Here is a 16,779-nt window from a genome sequence, read left to right on the forward strand (position 1 = left end):
TTAATTCTTTTTATTTTCAGCCATTGATAATGCAATTTTAAATGAGTTTAAAATCGGAGCTAGGTTAGCCTCATTTTTCCCAGCGATAGCAAATGCTGATCCATGTGCAGTAGTAGTTACTGGTACGGTCAATCCACCTTGAACTGTAACTCCTCTATCGAAACCAAATGCTTTAAGACCAGATTGTAACGCGTCATGATACATACCAACCATACAATCATGGTTTTTATTTTTATAGGCTACGACAAAAGAGGTATCGCATGGCAGTGGCCCATCAACGTTGTAACCAAGTTTTTTTGCTTCCTCAATTGCAGGAATGATTTCGTCTTTTTCTTCTGTACCAAACTCTGCGTGTGGATTTAGAGCTTGAATGGCAATTCTAGGATTTTTAATACCATTCAACTTCATAACCTCATTTATTAATTTTATAGGCTTCATAATATTTTCTTTAGTAATATGTTGAGCAACTTCTTTTATTGGAATATGAGAAGTTACTCTTGCTGTCCAAAAATTATCTATTACATTAAACTCACAACAAAAACTATTTACTTCAAGTTTTTCAGCCATTAACTGTAATTCATCTGAATGTTTATTGCCTCCAAGTTTTAAACTTGTCTTATTCATTGGCGCAAAATTAATTGCATCTATTTTTTTTTCTTTAGCAAGAGTTAACGCTAAATCTAAAGCTTCCAATACACTTTCGCCAGATTCTTTTGATGGTTCAGATAATTTATATTTATGATTTTTTCCTTTAGAAATATCTAATAAAAATCTATTTGATTTATCAAAATTTACCTCATCAAAATTTTCTACAACATCTATATTGTGTGAAATTCCTGTAATACTATTTCCACTTTCAAATACTTGCTTTTCACCAATTATGATGATGTTTGCTTTTTTTGTCATCTCATCATTTAGAAGTTTTGAAATTAATTCTGGTCCAATCCCAGCTGGATCACCAAGTAGAAGAGCAATGTTAGATTTATTTTCAGTCATTTTTTTCTTTACGTCTTGTAGCAGATTATGTTTAAATTATTAAATATAAATTAACTAAAGAGGGAAATAATGAAAAAAAGCTTTAAACTATTTTTAGCAGCTGCTTTTCTAGTAACTGAATTTTTTGTTGTAGCTCTTCCATTAATGATCACATCAGCTAAAGCTGATGGTCATCCAATACAAGCAATTACACATGCTGGTTTTGGTGGTGGAACTGACGTTACTACTAGAATGATGTTATTAAGAGCAAGAAGAGTCCTTAAGCAAGACATGCAATTAGTAAACAAAAAAGGTGGTGGTGGAGCAGCATCAATGGATTACATGATGTCTTTACCAGCTGATGGAAATCATACTTTAACTTGGACAACAGGTCATGCTGTTTCTATGGCTTTAGGCAAAACTAAAGTTAAGTTAAGTGATATGCAGCCACTTGCTAGAGGAACAGACGACCCTCAATTATTTGTTGTAAATTGCAAAAACGACATAAAAGATGCTAAAAAATTTATTAGCACACAAAAATCAAAATCGCTAAAATATGGAACAACTCATACTGGTGGTATTGACGATGTCAGTGCAATCGCATTTACAAAAAAAGGTGGATTAAAAGATCCAACTATCGTTGCGTACAAAGGTGTTGCACCAATTAAAACAAACCTTATCAAAGGAGATATTGATGTAGGTGTTTTAAACCTAGGTGAAGCATTAACTGAAATTAATGAGGGTAAACTTTGTGTTTCAGTTGTATTAGCAAATAATAGAATGGCTAAAATTGGAGACTCTCCAACAGCAAAAGAATTAGGTATACCTGTTTCTTTATCTACTGTTAGAGGTTTCGTAACTAAAAAAGGTGCTCCAGCAGACAGAGTAAAACAATTAGAAGCTGGAATGATGAAAGCTATGAGCCATAACTACTACAAAAATTTCCTAACAGAAATTGGTCTTGATGATACAAGTGTTGTAGGTGCAGATGAATGGGGTAAGCAAATGGAAGAAATGCTTACCGAGATGACTGCGCAGCTTAAAGCTTTAGGTTACATTAACTAATCTAATTAAAAGTACATTTGAATATGAAAAATGTACAAAATCAAAAAAGGGCAAACAAAAGTTTGCCCTTTTTTTTTAGAGATGAGTTTAGAGTTTCTCTTGTAATTATTTTAATATCTGTAGCATTATTAATCACAACTTTTACTTTTGATATTGTTCCTCCAATTTTAAATAGAGGAATACAACCAGCAACATTCCCAAAAGCGCTCTTGGTCTTAATAATAGCAATGACAATGTTAATCTATTATTTGGCAACTAAAAATCCTTGGAAAGTAGAAAAAAAATTACCAAGATCATTTTTTCTAACTTTATCAAGTTTTGTTATTTTTGTAGTAGTTTCTAAAACACTTGATTTCTTTTTAGCAATCTCAGCTTTATCTATCTTTGTTTCTTATTGTTGGGGAGAAAAAAGATTATTTTATTTATTACTAGTTGGGATTATTTTTCCAATTATTGTTTTTATATTTTTTGAAACTATTTTAGGTTTAAGATTTCCCCCAGGAATAATTACTAACATTTACTATAATTAAATGGATAATTTATTATTAATGCTGGCACCACTTTTCAGTTCTAAACTATTATTAGTTTTATTTTTTGGAACTTTATTTGGTTTGATATTAGGTGTGTTGCCAGGTTTAGGACCAACAACAGGTGGAGCATTGATTTTACCTTTCACAATGACTCTAGATCCATTATCTGCAATTGTTTTATTAACTTCTATTTATTGTGCAGGAACCTATGGTGGTGCAATAACTGCTGTACTTATTAATACACCAGGGACACCGGCAGCTGCAGCCACTTGTTTAGATGGCTATCCTTTAGCACAAAAAGGCGAAGCTGGAAGAGCTTTAGGTATGGCAACAGTCTCAAGTACTGTTGGAGGTATTTTTAGTGTCGTTATATTAGTTTTCTTTGCTCCTATACTAGCGCAACTTGCTTATGAATTTGGTCAGCCAGAATATTTTGCATTAGCAATATTTGGTTTAACAATGCTTGCTTCAATAGGTGAGGGTAGTCCAATAAAAAATTTAATCGCTGGTGCATTTGGAATATTGATTTCTACAGTTGGTAAAGATTTTATGACTTCAATTGATCGTTTTACTTTTGGGATCAATGAATTAACTGAGGGAATAGGATTTATACCAGTAGTAGTTGGGCTTTTTGCAATGAGTGAAATGTTAACTCAATCAACTTTGATAAATCAAATTTTTAATAGGATTGCTTTAAAAGCAATTAAATTACCAAGCAAAGATGATTATAAAAAAACTTGGAAAACAATATTACGATCAAGTGGGATTGGATCGTTTATTGGAGTACTACCTGCAGAAGGTGGAACAGTTGCTTCTTTAATTGGTTATTCTGAGGCGAAGAGATTTTCAAAAAATCCAGAAGAATTTGGAAAAGGATCAATAGAAGGGATTGCAGGAGCAGAAGCAGCAAATAATGCAGCAACAGGTGGCGCGATGGTTCCAACTTTAGCGCTGGGTATTCCTGGTAGCGCAACAACAGCGGTTATACTTACTGGATTGATTATTCATGGTGTTAGACCTGGACCAGATTTGTTTAGAGAGCAGCCAGATTTCCTATATGGAATTTTTGGCGCCATGCTAATAGCTAATATACTTTTTTTTATTTTTGGATTTTTTGGAGCAAAAATATTTGCAAGAATAACTTTAGTACCTAATAAAATTTTATGGCCAATGATATTCGCAGTTTCAGTGTGTGGAACTTATTCTTTAAATCAATCCATAATAGATGTTTGGATAATGTTATTTTTTGGGGTGCTAGGTTTCTTCATGAGAAGATATGGTTTTTCTGTTGTTCCAGTTATTATTGGATTAATTTTAGGCGAGCTAGTTGAAGGAACTCTAAGACAATCTCTAGTTATATTTGATGGTAATTGGCTAATGTTTTTCACTAGACCAATTGCTTTAACATTTTTCATTTTGTCTTTAATTGCTCTGGCTTTTCCTTTAATAAGATCAAGAAAATTTAAAAAAAACAATGATAAAGTATGATTTAAATAATCGAGTAGCAGTTGTTACTGGTGGGGCCCAGGGTTTTGGTTTAGCAATAACTGAAAGATTTATCGAAGCAGGAGCTAAAGTTGTAATCTGGGATATTGATGAAAATGCTGTTAAAGATGCAATTGGTAAAGTTAAATCAGAAAACCTAAGTCATCAGATTGTAGACGTAACTAATTTTGAAATAGTAAATCAAAATTTAAAAGAAGTAGAGAAAAAATATGGAAAAATAGATATTTTTGTAAATAATGCAGGTATTGCAGGCATGAATACTACTGTTTCTGAATATCCCTTAGATGAATGGAAAAAAGTGATGAATTTAAATTTAAATTCAGTTTTTTATTGTTGTAAAGCGGTTGTTCCTTTTATGTTAAAGAATGATTATGGAAGAATAGTAAATATTGCATCTATTGCAGGAAAAGAAGGAAACCCAAATGCAAGTGCTTATAGTACTTCTAAGGCAGGCGTTATAGGTTTAACAAAATCTTTAGGTAAAGAATTGGCACAAAAAAATATAGCTGTAAATTGCGTAACTCCAGCAGCAGCTAAAACAAGAATTTTTGATCAAATGACTGAAGAACATATAAATTATATGTTATCAAAAATTCCCAGAAACAAATTTGCAAAAGTTGAAGAATTAGCTTCCCTAGTAACCTGGTTAGCTAGTGAAGAAAATTCATTCTCAACAGCAGCTGTTTTTGATTTAAGTGGTGGAAGAGCCACCTATTAGTTATGCAAGTAGGTATTGACGTAGGAGCAACTAAAATTGAGAGTGTTGTACTCGAAGAGAATGGGAACGAAAAACATAGATCAAGAATATCGTGTCCAAAAGAGTATACTCAAATTATAACTGCGATAAGAGATATCCATAAAAAATTAGAACAAGATTTCAAACAAGAACTTCCAATTGGTGTTTGTCATCCAGGGGTTCATTCTCCTCAAACAGGGTTAGTAAAAAATGCTCCAAATATAACTTGGTTAGAAAAAAAACCATTTCAAAGCGATCTACGTAAAGCTCTTGGAAAAGAAGTGTTTTGTGAAAATGATGCAAATTGTTTTGCTTTATCTGAAGCAATAGATGGAGCTGGTACACATTATAAAATCGTTTATGGAATTATATTAGGTTCAGGAGTTGGAGGTGGCTTAGTAATAGACAAAAAAATTATTACTGGCTCGAATGGAGTAGCGGGGGAATGGGGACACAACCAAATTCCATATTTTGCAGCTAAGAAAGAAAATTTTGACTCAAGTAATGCAAGGGAAGCAGAGATTGAAAGTTTTTTATCTGGTTTGAGTTTAGCAAAAAGATTTAAGAAACTTTATGGAAAAAATTTAAAAACAAATGAAATTTTTGAATTAAATAGAAAACATGATTTAGATGCTGAAAGATTTATCGATGATTTTAAAGTAAATTTAGCAATGTCACTTTCAAGCATCATAAATATTTTAGATCCAGATGCTTTTATATTTGGAGGAGGAGTTTCAAACGAAATTGATTTTTTGCATGAAATAGATTCATTGGTTAGAAAATTTGTTATTGGAAGAGAATATGAGGGTGTTTTTTTAAAACCTAGATATGGAGATGCTAGTGGAGTTAGAGGCGCTGCTAGATTAGGAAGAAGCGCGACATATTAGAACTTCAACTCAAAGTAGAATCACAAAAAAAATTTTTTTTTATAATTAAAAAAAACATTGTTAAATAAGGAAAAAAATCAATATCAACTTTTAGTTGAATAACGTTTTTTTAGTTATCAATTGAGAATTATTCTACTTATAGTTTCGTTTTTAAAAAAATAGTTAACTAAATAAAAAGAGGAAGAGAAGATATGAAAAAACTAATGATCGCTTTAATTACATTAGCGTTCACATCTACTTCATCAATTGCAGGACCTAAGATCGAGGTATTGCACTGGTGGACGTCTGGTGGTGAAGCTGCTGCACTTAAAGTTTTAAAGGATGATTTCGCTGCAAACGGTGGTGAATGGATGGACATGCCTGTAACAGGTGGTGGTGGAGACGCTGCCAACGTTGCATTGAAAGCAAGAATCGTTGCTGGAGATCCTCCATCAGCATCACAAATCAAAGGTCCTACAATTCAAGAGTATGACCAAGAAGGTGTTGTGGCTCCATATAACATTGATGAAGTTGCTAAAGCAGAAGGTTGGGACAATTTATTAGACCCAATGATTGCAGCAATTCACAAGTGTGAAAATAATAGCGGACCTTATTGTGCTGCTCCAGTGAACATTCACAGAATTGACTGGATGTGGGCAAACAAAGCTGTATTTGATGCAAACGGTATTTCAGTTCCAACTACTTGGGATGAGTTAAATGCTGCTGCTGAAAAATTACAAGCTGCTGGTATCATTCCATTTGCACATGGTGGTCAAGCTTGGCAAGATGCTACAGTATTTGAAGCAGTTGCTATGGGTATTGGAGGAAATAACTATTACAAAAATTGTTATGTAGATCTTAAAGAAAGCTGTTTAAGAAGCGAAACAACAGTTAAAGTTTTTGATCAAATGAGAAAACTACAAGGGTTTACTGACGAAGGTAGTCCAGGAAGAGACTGGAACGTAGCTACTGGTATGGTTATTGAAGGAAAAGCTGGTTTCCAAATTATGGGTGACTGGGCAAAGGGTGAATTTACAGCTGCAGGAAAAGTTCCAGGTGTAGATTACTACTGTGCTGCCACTCCTTCAAACAATGGATACTTATATAACGTAGATAGTTTTATCTTTTACAAATCTAGCGATCCAGATAAACAAGCTGGCCAAAAGTTATTAGCTAAGCTTATGATGGGTAAAAACTTTCAAAAAGTTTTCAACCTATACAAAGGTTCTATTCCGGCACGTTTAGACGTATCAATGGATGAATTTGACAAGTGTGCAAAAACATCTAATGCAGATATTAAAACTGCAGGTGCAAGCGGTGGATTAGTTCCAAGTTTTGCTCACGGTATGGCTCAAGGTAATACTATGAAAGCTGCCCTACAAGATATCATTACAGAGCACTTTAACTCTGATATGTCATCTGTAGATGCTGCTAACGCTTTAGCTGACTCAGTTTTAGCTAACATGTAGTACATAAAAATTAAAAGGCCACTTTTGATAAAGTGGCCTTTTTTTTTAAATCTAAAAATAAAAAATATTTATAATGTTCAAGTGGTTAGAAAAAAATTTACCTAAAATTGTAATGGCTCCAGCTGTTGGTTTGATTGGCTGGTTTGTTTATGGATTTGTACTTTGGACTTTATATATATCTTTTACCAATTCTAAAATTCTTCCAAAGTATGAACTTTGGGGATTTGGACAGTATGAAAAACTTTGGGCATCAAGAAAATGGCTTATTGCAGTAGATAATTTGCTTATTTTTACAGCACTATTTTTAATCTTCTGCGTTGTTATAGGAATAATTCTTGCAATTTTTTTAGATCAAAAAATCAGAGCAGAGGGTTTGTTAAGAACGATTTATTTGTATCCAATGGCACTATCTTTCATCGTGACAGGAACCGCTTGGAAATGGATATTAAATCCAACTTTAGGCATTCAAAAGATGTTTAGAGATTGGGGTTTTGAGAACTTTACCTTTGATTGGTTGGTAGATAGGGAAATGGCCATTTATACCATAGTTATCGCAGGTGTTTGGCAGTCTGCAGGGTTCGTGATGGCGCTATTCTTAGCTGGATTAAGGTCAGTAGAAGATGAAATTGTTAAGGCAGCAAAAATAGATGGCGCAAGTTTATTTACGGTTTATTGGAAGATTTTACTTCCAATGATGAGACCAGTATTTTTTACAAGTTTTGTAATTTTAGTTCATATCTCAATTAAAAGTTATGATTTGATTGTTGCATTAACTCAAGGTGGGCCAGGCATATCAACAACTATGCCCGCTTTATACATGACTCAAACTGCATTCCATAAAAGCCAAGTTGGTTTATCTGCGGCGAGTGCGATGATGATGTTTATGGCTGTAGCAGCTGTGATTATCCCATATTTATATTCAGAATTAAGGAGAGAAAATGCAAGATAGTTTAAAATCTTCTTCTTATCAGCAGTTAGAACAAAAATCTAAATATACAAATATGTTTTTGAGATGGTTTTTGTATTTTATTTTAATTCTTTTTGCTTCTTATTTTATTTTTCCACTTTACGTAATGGTTGTTACTTCGTTAAAAACAATGGAAGAGATACGTCAAGGAACACTTTTAAGTTGGCCAAGCGGATTAAATTTAGAATCTTGGGCAGTGGCATGGGGAGGCAGAGGATATGGCGCTGGTGATACTTTTTTAAGACCATATTTTTGGAATTCAATCAAGATGGTTGTGCCTGCAGTATTTTTTTCAACTTTCATTGGAGCTATGACAGGTTATGTTTTAACTAAATGGAGGTTTAAAGGAGATCAGTGGGTTTTCCTTTTTTTATTATTTGGATGTTTTATACCTTTTCAAGCAATATTGTTGCCAATGGCTAGAACTCTTGGAGTGTTAGGAATATCAAATTCTGTTGTTGGGTTAGTTTTGGTTCATACAGTTTACGGAATTCCTTTTACCACATTATTTTTTAGAAATTATTACATTTCTGTTCCAACAGAATTAGTTAAAGCTGCAAGAATTGATGGAGCAGGTTTCTTTAAAATATTTTTCAAAATTTTACTTCCAATATCTGCACCGATTATTGTTGTAACTGTAATTTGGCAATTTACACAAATATGGAATGATTTTTTATTTGGATCAACTTTCTCTTTTGGTGAGGCAGCACCAATTCAAGTTGCTTTAAATAATATGGTTTTATCTAGTACAAGTGTGAAAGAATACAATGTAGATATGGCTTCAGCTATTATAGCCGGTATTCCAACACTTATAGTTTATGTATTGGCAGGTAAATATTTTATTAGAGGATTAACTTCAGGAGCAGTGAAAGGATAACAATGAAAACGTTAAAAATTGAAGAACTATCAAAAAACTTTGGATCGACTGAGGTTTTGAAAAAAATTAATTTAGAAATAGATGAAGGAAATTTCCTAGTTCTTTTAGGACCATCTGGATGTGGAAAATCAACTTTATTAAATATTATTGCAGGATTAGAATCAATTAATGAGGGCGATGTTTTTATTGATGATTATAATGTAAGCAAAGTAGAACCAAAAGACCGTAATATTGCTATGGTTTTTCAATCTTACGCTCTGTATCCATCTATGAATGTTAAGGAGAATATGATTTTTGGTCTTAAACAGGCAAAAACATCAAAGGAAAAAATACAAGAACAGTTAGAAAAAGTCTCAAAATTTCTACAGGTAGATCAATTGTTAGAAAGAAAACCTTCTCAATTATCTGGAGGACAACGACAACGTGTTGCTATTGGTAGAGCTCTCGTAAGGGAGCCAAGAATATTTTTGTTTGACGAACCTTTATCTAACTTAGATGCAAAGCTACGGGTTGAAATGAGGAGAGAAATAAAAAAACTTCATCAACAACTAAAAACAACAGTTGTTTATGTGACCCATGATCAAACAGAAGCAATGAGTTTGGGTACTAACATTGCAATTATGAATCATGGAGTAATTCAACAAAATGATACTCCTGAAAAGATTTATAATAAGCCAAGCAATACTTTTGTTGCAGACTTTATTGGATCTCCATCAATGAATCTTATTAAGGGAATCTTAAAAGAAAATTCAGGAGACTTATTATTTACAGTGAGTGGATCAAATTTAGAAATTCCAATAAAAGATTATGATTTTAAAGATAAATCAAATTTAAATAATAAAGAAGTTTTCTTTGGTATTAGACCAGAACATATTTTCTTCAAAAAATTTAATGAAAGTGATTTTGAAATTAATTTAAGAGCAGATCTTAGTGAGTACATAGGTCATGAGCAAATAATGACCTTTGATTATGCAAATCAAGAACTTTTAGCAAAATTTCCATCTACAATTAAAATAGATCTGGGGAAAGAAACAAAATTATACTTTGATTTAACACAATCATCTTTATTTGACGCTCAAACTGAGGAGAGAATATAAAATGAAAGTTAAATATTCTGATTTAAAAAATAAAAGAGTATTTATTACTGGTGGTGGTTCGGGTATTGGAGCTTCAATAGTTGAGCATTTTTGTGAGCAAGGAAGTGAAGTTTATTTTGTAGATATTGCTCTAAAAGAAACAAAAAAACTTTTAAACAAAATTAAGAAAAAAAAATTTAGAACACCAACATTTATTGAATGCAATTTGTTAGATATCAATAAATTAGAAAAAACAATCAAAAATATTATTGCAAAAAAAGGTCCAATACATGCTTTAATAAATAACGCTGCCAATGATGACAGACACACAACAGATCAGGTAGATGAAAAATATTGGGAAAATAGAATGGCAATAAACTTAAAACATTATTTTTTTGCAGCTAAAGCTGTTGTTAAATCTATGAAAAAAATGAAAGCTGGCTCGATTGTAAATTTAAGTTCAGTTTCGTGGATGCTAGGTGAAGGCGATAAAGTTGTTTATGAAACTGCAAAATCTGCAGTAGTAGGTTTAACCAGATCTTTTGCGCAAGAATATGGAAAATATAATATCAGAACCAATTCAGTAGTACCTGGATCTATAGCTACTGAAAGACAAATAAAACATTGGTTAACACCAAAGTATAAAAAGCTTATTTTAGACAGTCAGGCTTTAAAAAGACAATTAAAACCTAATGATGTTGCTCAAATGGTAATGTTTTTAGCATCAGATCAATCTTCTGGATGCACAAAACAAAGCTTTATTGTTGATGGTGGCATAACTTGATCTAGGTGAAAGTTGAAAGCTCTATAATTCAAAATAAATTTTTAAGAGTTCAAACTCTTAATTACGGTGCCAGTCTTTTTGAAGTTTATCACAAAAAAAAGAAAATAAATTTAATTTTAAATTTAGGATCAAAAGAAAACTATCGGTACAAACATCCAAGTGTTGGAACTACTTGTGGAAGATATGCAGGTAGAATTTCCAATGCAAAATTTAAGATTGGGAATAAAAAATTTAATTTAAATGCAAATGAGGGAAAAAATATACTTCATGGTGGTAAAGTGGGTTTCTCAATTCTCCCATGGGAAAAATTAAATCAAACAAAAGATAAAATAGTGTATCAACTTAATTCAGCAAATAACGATCAAGGTTTTCCAGGAGATCTTGTTGTCAATTGCACTTATAAATTAAGAAATAAATTTCTGATTATAAAATATGAATACAAATCTAATAAAAGCACTCATGTTAATTTAACCAATCATAGTTATTGGAATTTAGAAAAAAATAAAAAAAATATGATTTATAATCATACGTTAAAATTAAACTCATCTAAATATCTTCAAATAAATAAAAATCTAATTCCAACTGGTAGATTTAAAAATATAAAAAAATCTATTCATGATTTTTCAAATTTTGAAAATATTGGAAAAAAATTAGATTATTTTAAAAATAAAAAGATTAATATTAAATTTAAAGGTTTTGATACAACTTTTGTTGTAAAGAAAAATACTAGAAAATTAGTTGGTACTTTAAAAAATAATAACACTAATATACAAGTTGATTTTTTTTCAAATTTACCTGGTGTGCAACTTTATTCAGCACAAAATCTAAATTACAAAAAAAAATTGTTTCCTTATCAAGGCATTTGTTTAGAAACCCAATACTTTCCTGATGCACCTAATAAAAAAAATTTTCCAAGTACTTTAATTAAACCTAATAAAAGGTATACATGCTTTACAAAAATTAAAATTAGTTAATTGATGAGTAAAAAAATTAATATTTCTATAGTTGGAACAGGTTTAATGGGTTTACAACATATTAAAGCTATTCAAAAATCAAAGAAAGCAAATCTTCATTCAATAGTAGACATTAGTAATAATGCTAAAAATTTATCAAAAAAATATAAAATCCCATTATATTCAAATGTATCAGAGCTTTTAAATTCAAAAAAACTTGATGCTGTAATAGTTGCTACCCCAAATCAATTACATGAAAAACATACTGTAAGTTTTTTAAAAAATAAAATACCTGTTCTGTTAGAAAAACCTATTTCAGATAATATTAATTCTGCAAAAAAAATAATAATCAGTTCTAATAAGAATAAAACTCCATTGCTTATTGGATATCATCGTAGACACAATTCAATAGTTTCTAAAGTAAAAGATGTTATTAACAAAGGTAAATTGGGCAACATAGTTTCTGCAAATGTTTTATGCTGGTTATATAAACACAAAGCTTATTACAATGAAAAATGGAGAGTTAGGAAAGGTGGAGGGCCTTTAGGTATTAATTTAGTTCATGACATTGATACGATTTGTTATTTATTGGGTTCAATAAAATATGTGCAAGCATTTACAACTAATAAAACAAGAAAATATAAAGTAGAGGATACAGCTACAATAAGCTTGATATTTAGTTCAGGAGCGCTTTGTACACTTAATTTGTCAGATACAATTGTTGCACCGTGGAGTTATGAATTAACTGCTGGAGAAAATCCTGTATATCCAATTACTAATCAATCTGCATATATGATTGGAGGTACTAAAGGTTCTTTACAGTTTCCTAATCTTAAATATTGGTTCTATAAAAAAGAACGAAGCTGGTGGAATAAGATTTTTGTTAATGAAGATAAAAATAAAAAAGATGATAATACATTAGTAAATCAAATTGACCATTTTGCTAATGTTGTTGCAAAAAAAGCTAAACCAAAAGTTAATGGTAATGATGGTTTAATCTCTCTTAAAATTTTTGCTGCAATAACTAAAAGTGCAAAAACTGGAAAGAAAATTAAAATTTAAAGATTAGCTAAAATCGAATTAGAAGATTTAATAGTATCAGCATCACCCCCTAAATCTTTAGTTCTGCTACTTTTATCACTTAAAGATTTTTCAATTGCTTCAACTATTGAATTAGATGCTTCTTTTTCTCCTAAATAATCTAGCATCATTGCTCCAGACCAAATTTGTCCTACAGGATTTGCAATTCCTTTTCCTGCAATATCAGGGGCAGAACCGTGAACTGGTTCAAACAAAGATGGAAATTTATTTTCTGGGTTAATATTTCCAGAAGGAGCAATTCCAATTGTTCCTGTGCAAGCAGGTCCTAAGTCTGAAAGAATATCTCCAAATAAATTTGACGCTACCACAACATCAAACCATTCTGGATTGAGAACAAATCTAGCAACTAAAATATCAATATGAAATTGATCTGTTTTTATTTCAGGATAATTTTTTTTCATTTCATTAAAACGTTCATCCCAAAAAGGCATAGTAATTGAAATTCCATTTGACTTTGTTGCATTTGTTAATTTTTTCCTTTTTCGTTGTTTGGCTAATTCAAATGCAAATTTTTGAACTCTGTCTATTCCATGGGCAGACATGATAGTTTCTTGAATTGCAATTTCTCTATCTGTATTTTTATACATTCTTCCGCCCACAGTAGAATATTCTCCCTCAGTATTTTCTCTAACTATCAACATGTCTATATCGCCAGGTTTTTTATTAGCCAAAGGAGGGTTAATACCTGGGAAAAGTTTTACAGGTCTAAGATTTATGTATTGATCAAATTCTCTTCTAAACTGAAGTAAGGATCCCCATAAAGAAATATGATCTGGAACTCTGTCTGGCATACCGACTGCTCCAAAAAATATAGCATCATGTTTTCCTAATTTTTCTTTCCAATCATCAGGAAGCATTTTTCCATGTTTTTCGTAATAATCACAGGAAGCAAAATCATATTCTGTAAAATTTATTTTAAATTGATGTTTTAAAGCAACGTCTTTTAAAACTTTTAAGCCTTCAGGCAATACCTCTTTACCAATCCCGTCACCAGCTATTGAAGCAATGTTATATTCTTTCATCAGTTGATTTTTATACTGCAAAATATCAATAAATTACATTGTTAAATTAATATTAAATTTTAAACCTTCATTGTTTTGACATATTTTTTTTGCTAACTTTGATTATGAAAAAAATAATCTTACTTGCTTTATTTAGTTTATTAATTTTCACAAACTCAAATGCTGCATGTGATGATCCTTTAACAGAAGGTGTTGATTATTCTAACTGCAGATTTTCAGACTCTCAAGATTTGCAAGGAAGTTATCTTCCAAATTCAAATCTTTCTTTTGCAAGTTTTATTCAAGTGAACTTTGATAAAAGCATTATGATGACTTCAAATCTATCTTTTGGAACTTTTCCGGAGTCTACTTTTGTAAGAGCTAATCTTTATGAATCTGTTTCTATAGGTGCAAATTTTGAAAAAACTAATTTTACTGGAGCAAACTTAACTAGAGTTGATTTTATGGGAGCAACCTTAATCGAAGCAAATTTTCAAAACTCTAATTTGATGGAAGCTAACTTTACTTCCTCTAACATCACCAATGCTAATTTTGATGGAGCTAATTTAACTGGAGCAACGTGGACTAATGGTCAAACTTGTGGTCCAGAGTCTATTGGTACCTGTAAACAATAATTGATGAATACTTCAGTAAATACTGATGATGTTATTTTTAATTTTTTTAAACAAATTTGTGATGAAAAAGATGATCAAAAATGTGTTGAGCTTGGAAAAGAGTGGATAAAAGCAATGGAAACAAATTTGTTTGAAATGGAGAAAAAACTTAATGGAGCTGACAAATTAAAACATAAAGATGATATTCAAAGTAACAGAGATCATCTTCAAAGTTTAAAAAATAAAACTTCATCTGAGTGGAGACAATACGCAACTCAATGCATGATTGAAATAATGAATCATAAAAGTCAAAAATAATTTAAGAAAAAAAACTTAAATCACTAGCTATATAGATTAATATAATGTAAAGATTATTTAAAGGGGTGTCTTAACAGACTGAGATCATACCCTAAGAACCTGTCCGGTAATTCAGAAAGGGATAAAATGGATAAAACATATTTTTTAACTCAATCAACATCATTAATATTAGTAATTGCAATTAGTTTAATATTTGCTTTTTTAGGAATTCTTCATTCTAAAAAATTTCCAGGAATTAATAATTATTTAACTGCTAATAGAAACATTGGTTTATTTTCGCTCACTACAAGTCTTGTAGCATCAGCTTTAGGAGCTTGGATTTTATTTGGACCAGTTGCAGCCGCTACATGGGGTGGAGTAGGTGCTGTTATTGGTTATGCATTAGGCACAGCTTTTCCAATGATTTTCTTAATTTATTTTGGAAAAAAAATTAGAAATGAGTTTCCAAAAGGATCTTCTTTAGTTGAGTTTATGAGAAAGAAATTTGGCAAAAGTCTATTTAAGTTAATTTTGTTAATGACAATCTTTTATATGTTCATTTTTCTTTGTGCAGAAGTAACGGCAGTTGCTTTATTAATTAATTATATATCTGGAACAGAACTGTGGATTACAGCATTAATAGTCTTGGTAGCTACCTTAAGTTACACTCTTTATGGGGGATTAAGAGCATCAATATTTACTGACAATATTCAAATGATTGTAATTGGTGTTTTGTTATTTATTTTGATTTCAATTATTGGCTCATCTTCAGGAAATAATTTTTCTTTTTCTTTAATTAATGAGAAAAATCCACAATTATTAAGTTCAAACTATACTCCGGGATACACAGCTGGATTAACTTTTTTCATAGCAGTTGCAGCAACTAATTTATTTCACCAAGGAAATTGGCAAAGAGTGTATGCAGCAAAAGATTATCAAACACTAAAAAGTGGTTTGATAATATCTTTCTTTATTATTGTTCCAATAGTTTTTTTAATGGGTTTTATTGGAATGGTTTCATTTTCAATTGATCCATCAGTTAGACCTGATTTAGGATTTTTTAGTTTATTATTAAAAGATCAAAGAGAAATTTTATCCTTATTGATCATTATCCTTGGTCTTGCATTAACAATTTCTACTGTTGATACTTTGGTTAATGCTATTTCTAGTTTATTTGTAGTTGATGGCAAAGCAACTTTTAACTTAGATAAAAAAACTAATTATTTAAAAATATCTAAATATTTCATTTTAATTTTGTCCGTAATTGCTTTTGGAGTTGCTTCAAAAGGATTTGATATTTTATATTTATTCCTTCTTGCAGATTTATTTTGTTGTGCATTTGTAGTGACTGTTTTTTATAGTTTCTATAATAAAGTGAATGAAAAAACTGCTTATGTTTCAATTATAATTGGTCTAGTTGCTGGATTTTTAATGTTTCCATTTCCAGATTTTTCTAAAAGTTTGTTAGTGGGAGTATTTTTGTCTAAAGATTTGTTTTCACCTTTTATATCTCAATCTTTATTATTTTTATCTTTTTTAACTGCAACATTTTTGCCTGCAATAATTTTAAAAATTAAATTTAGATAGAGGATTTTAAAGCATCATAAATAAGTTCTTTAGTGGTCTCACCAATGCTTCTGTAAACTTCTTTATTATCTTTAAAAATTAAAAGTGTTGTTTGATATTGAACGTTAAAAAATTGAGCAATTTCTTTATTTGTTACATCAAAAGTAAAGTACTCCATATTATCAAAATCATTTTTTGCTTTTTCAAGAACTTTCATTTGGCTAGCACAAGAAGTACAATATTTAATCCAAGAACTAACTACCACAACTTTTCCTTCTGATAGAGCTTTATCAAATAACTCTTTACTATAAGTGGTTTCTTTTCCAATTGCCTTGGTACTAAATGCTAATACAAAACAGATAAATACTAAAAATTTTTTCATTGAACCAAAATTAA

The 16,779-nt window shown here is 30.8% G+C and carries 18 protein-coding genes; 15 read left to right on the forward strand and 3 right to left on the reverse strand.

The annotated features are described in order from the left end of the window. Complete coding sequence (locus tag ACTT9R_RS06680; protein ID WP_440927227.1) at positions 1–996, reverse strand: 4-hydroxythreonine-4-phosphate dehydrogenase PdxA; 996 nt, start codon at positions 994–996, stop codon at positions 1–3. Between the two features lie 69 nt (positions 997–1,065). Here ACTT9R_RS06680 and ACTT9R_RS06685 point away from each other — a divergent pair, with 69 nt between their 5' ends. The 12 genes from ACTT9R_RS06685 (at position 1,066) to ACTT9R_RS06740 (ending at position 12,866) form a co-directional block, all read left to right on the forward strand. Continuing rightward, the gene (locus tag ACTT9R_RS06685; protein WP_075504332.1) at positions 1,066–2,040 is read left to right on the forward strand and encodes a Bug family tripartite tricarboxylate transporter substrate binding protein; all 975 of its coding nucleotides are present in this window, start codon (positions 1,066–1,068) and stop codon (positions 2,038–2,040) included. 23 nt (positions 2,041–2,063) lie between these two features. Further along, entirely contained in the window at positions 2,064–2,570 is a 507-nt protein-coding gene (locus ACTT9R_RS06690; RefSeq protein WP_440927228.1) for a tripartite tricarboxylate transporter TctB family protein, read from the forward strand. Beyond that, a complete protein-coding gene (locus tag ACTT9R_RS06695) occupies positions 2,571–4,058 on the forward strand; it encodes a tripartite tricarboxylate transporter permease (protein WP_440927229.1) in 1,488 nt (495 codons plus the stop codon). Next, on the forward strand, positions 4,045–4,794 hold the full coding sequence (locus ACTT9R_RS06700; protein WP_440927230.1) for an SDR family NAD(P)-dependent oxidoreductase: 750 nt from the start codon (positions 4,045–4,047) through the stop codon (positions 4,792–4,794). The genes ACTT9R_RS06695 and ACTT9R_RS06700 overlap by 14 nt, the downstream gene beginning before the upstream one ends. Before the next feature lie 2 nt (positions 4,795–4,796). After that, positions 4,797–5,699, forward strand: a complete 903-nt coding sequence (locus ACTT9R_RS06705; protein WP_440927231.1) for an ROK family protein — start codon at positions 4,797–4,799, stop codon at positions 5,697–5,699. A 191-nt stretch (positions 5,700–5,890) separates the two neighbouring features. Then, positions 5,891–7,147 carry an ABC transporter substrate-binding protein gene (locus ACTT9R_RS06710; protein ID WP_440927232.1) on the forward strand — a complete coding sequence of 419 codons (1,257 nt, stop codon included), beginning with the start codon at positions 5,891–5,893 and terminating at the stop codon, positions 7,145–7,147. A 73-nt stretch (positions 7,148–7,220) separates the two neighbouring features. Continuing rightward, positions 7,221–8,096 carry a carbohydrate ABC transporter permease gene (locus tag ACTT9R_RS06715; RefSeq protein ID WP_440908057.1) on the forward strand — a complete coding sequence of 292 codons (876 nt, stop codon included), beginning with the start codon at positions 7,221–7,223 and terminating at the stop codon, positions 8,094–8,096. After that, positions 8,086–8,991, forward strand: a complete 906-nt coding sequence (locus ACTT9R_RS06720) for a carbohydrate ABC transporter permease (RefSeq protein ID WP_440927233.1) — start codon at positions 8,086–8,088, stop codon at positions 8,989–8,991. The genes ACTT9R_RS06715 and ACTT9R_RS06720 overlap by 11 nt, the downstream gene beginning before the upstream one ends. A gap of 2 nt (positions 8,992–8,993) precedes the next feature. After that, entirely contained in the window at positions 8,994–10,088 is a 1,095-nt protein-coding gene (locus tag ACTT9R_RS06725) for an ABC transporter ATP-binding protein (RefSeq protein WP_440927234.1), read from the forward strand. Between the two features lies 1 nt (position 10,089). Next, on the forward strand, positions 10,090–10,851 hold the full coding sequence (locus ACTT9R_RS06730; RefSeq protein WP_440927235.1) for an SDR family NAD(P)-dependent oxidoreductase: 762 nt from the start codon (positions 10,090–10,092) through the stop codon (positions 10,849–10,851). A 5-nt stretch (positions 10,852–10,856) separates the two neighbouring features. Next, entirely contained in the window at positions 10,857–11,825 is a 969-nt protein-coding gene (locus ACTT9R_RS06735) for an aldose epimerase family protein (protein ID WP_440927236.1), read from the forward strand. 3 nt (positions 11,826–11,828) lie between these two features. Then, a complete protein-coding gene (locus ACTT9R_RS06740; RefSeq protein ID WP_440927237.1) occupies positions 11,829–12,866 on the forward strand; it encodes a Gfo/Idh/MocA family protein in 1,038 nt (345 codons plus the stop codon). Here the strand turns inward: ACTT9R_RS06740 and ACTT9R_RS06745 are convergent. After that, positions 12,863–13,927, reverse strand: a complete 1,065-nt coding sequence (locus ACTT9R_RS06745) for a tartrate dehydrogenase (RefSeq protein WP_440927238.1) — start codon at positions 13,925–13,927, stop codon at positions 12,863–12,865. The genes ACTT9R_RS06740 and ACTT9R_RS06745 overlap by 4 nt on opposite strands. Positions 13,928–14,031: 104 nt before the next feature. Here ACTT9R_RS06745 and ACTT9R_RS06750 point away from each other — a divergent pair, with 104 nt between their 5' ends. The 3 genes from ACTT9R_RS06750 (at position 14,032) to ACTT9R_RS06760 (ending at position 16,404) form a co-directional block, all read left to right on the forward strand. After that, on the forward strand, positions 14,032–14,541 hold the full coding sequence (locus ACTT9R_RS06750) for a pentapeptide repeat-containing protein (RefSeq protein WP_440927239.1): 510 nt from the start codon (positions 14,032–14,034) through the stop codon (positions 14,539–14,541). Positions 14,542–14,544: 3 nt separating this feature from the next. Then, the gene (locus tag ACTT9R_RS06755) at positions 14,545–14,838 is read left to right on the forward strand and encodes a hypothetical protein (RefSeq protein ID WP_440927240.1); all 294 of its coding nucleotides are present in this window, start codon (positions 14,545–14,547) and stop codon (positions 14,836–14,838) included. Positions 14,839–14,964: 126 nt separating this feature from the next. Further along, the gene (locus ACTT9R_RS06760) at positions 14,965–16,404 is read left to right on the forward strand and encodes a sodium:solute symporter family transporter (protein WP_440927241.1); all 1,440 of its coding nucleotides are present in this window, start codon (positions 14,965–14,967) and stop codon (positions 16,402–16,404) included. Here the strand turns inward: ACTT9R_RS06760 and ACTT9R_RS06765 are convergent. Continuing rightward, on the reverse strand, positions 16,397–16,765 hold the full coding sequence (locus ACTT9R_RS06765) for a thioredoxin family protein (protein WP_440927242.1): 369 nt from the start codon (positions 16,763–16,765) through the stop codon (positions 16,397–16,399). The two genes, ACTT9R_RS06760 and ACTT9R_RS06765, sit on opposite strands and share 8 nt — an antisense overlap. Positions 16,766–16,779: the final 14 nt, after the last annotated feature.

The organism is Candidatus Pelagibacter sp., from assembly GCF_052049835.1.
Classification (GTDB): domain Bacteria; phylum Pseudomonadota; class Alphaproteobacteria; order Pelagibacterales; family Pelagibacteraceae; genus Pelagibacter.

Coding starts and splice junctions, on each gene's coding strand:
- ACTT9R_RS06695 (WP_440927229.1), top strand. CDS start 2,571: ATGGATAATTTATTATTAATGCTGGCACCACTTTTCAGTTCTAAACTA.
- ACTT9R_RS06720 (WP_440927233.1), top strand. CDS start 8,086: ATGCAAGATAGTTTAAAATCTTCTTCTTATCAGCAGTTAGAACAAAAA.
- ACTT9R_RS06700 (WP_440927230.1), top strand. CDS start 4,045: ATGATAAAGTATGATTTAAATAATCGAGTAGCAGTTGTTACTGGTGGG.
- ACTT9R_RS06725 (WP_440927234.1), top strand. CDS start 8,994: ATGAAAACGTTAAAAATTGAAGAACTATCAAAAAACTTTGGATCGACT.
- ACTT9R_RS06680 (WP_440927227.1), bottom strand. CDS start 996: ATGACTGAAAATAAATCTAACATTGCTCTTCTACTTGGTGATCCAGCT.
- ACTT9R_RS06740 (WP_440927237.1), top strand. CDS start 11,829: ATGAGTAAAAAAATTAATATTTCTATAGTTGGAACAGGTTTAATGGGT.
- ACTT9R_RS06690 (WP_440927228.1), top strand. CDS start 2,064: ATGAAAAATGTACAAAATCAAAAAAGGGCAAACAAAAGTTTGCCCTTT.
- ACTT9R_RS06730 (WP_440927235.1), top strand. CDS start 10,090: ATGAAAGTTAAATATTCTGATTTAAAAAATAAAAGAGTATTTATTACT.
- ACTT9R_RS06685 (WP_075504332.1), top strand. CDS start 1,066: ATGAAAAAAAGCTTTAAACTATTTTTAGCAGCTGCTTTTCTAGTAACT.
- ACTT9R_RS06755 (WP_440927240.1), top strand. CDS start 14,545: ATGAATACTTCAGTAAATACTGATGATGTTATTTTTAATTTTTTTAAA.
- ACTT9R_RS06765 (WP_440927242.1), bottom strand. CDS start 16,765: ATGAAAAAATTTTTAGTATTTATCTGTTTTGTATTAGCATTTAGTACC.
- ACTT9R_RS06715 (WP_440908057.1), top strand. CDS start 7,221: ATGTTCAAGTGGTTAGAAAAAAATTTACCTAAAATTGTAATGGCTCCA.
- ACTT9R_RS06750 (WP_440927239.1), top strand. CDS start 14,032: ATGAAAAAAATAATCTTACTTGCTTTATTTAGTTTATTAATTTTCACA.
- ACTT9R_RS06760 (WP_440927241.1), top strand. CDS start 14,965: ATGGATAAAACATATTTTTTAACTCAATCAACATCATTAATATTAGTA.
- ACTT9R_RS06705 (WP_440927231.1), top strand. CDS start 4,797: ATGCAAGTAGGTATTGACGTAGGAGCAACTAAAATTGAGAGTGTTGTA.
- ACTT9R_RS06710 (WP_440927232.1), top strand. CDS start 5,891: ATGAAAAAACTAATGATCGCTTTAATTACATTAGCGTTCACATCTACT.
- ACTT9R_RS06745 (WP_440927238.1), bottom strand. CDS start 13,927: ATGAAAGAATATAACATTGCTTCAATAGCTGGTGACGGGATTGGTAAA.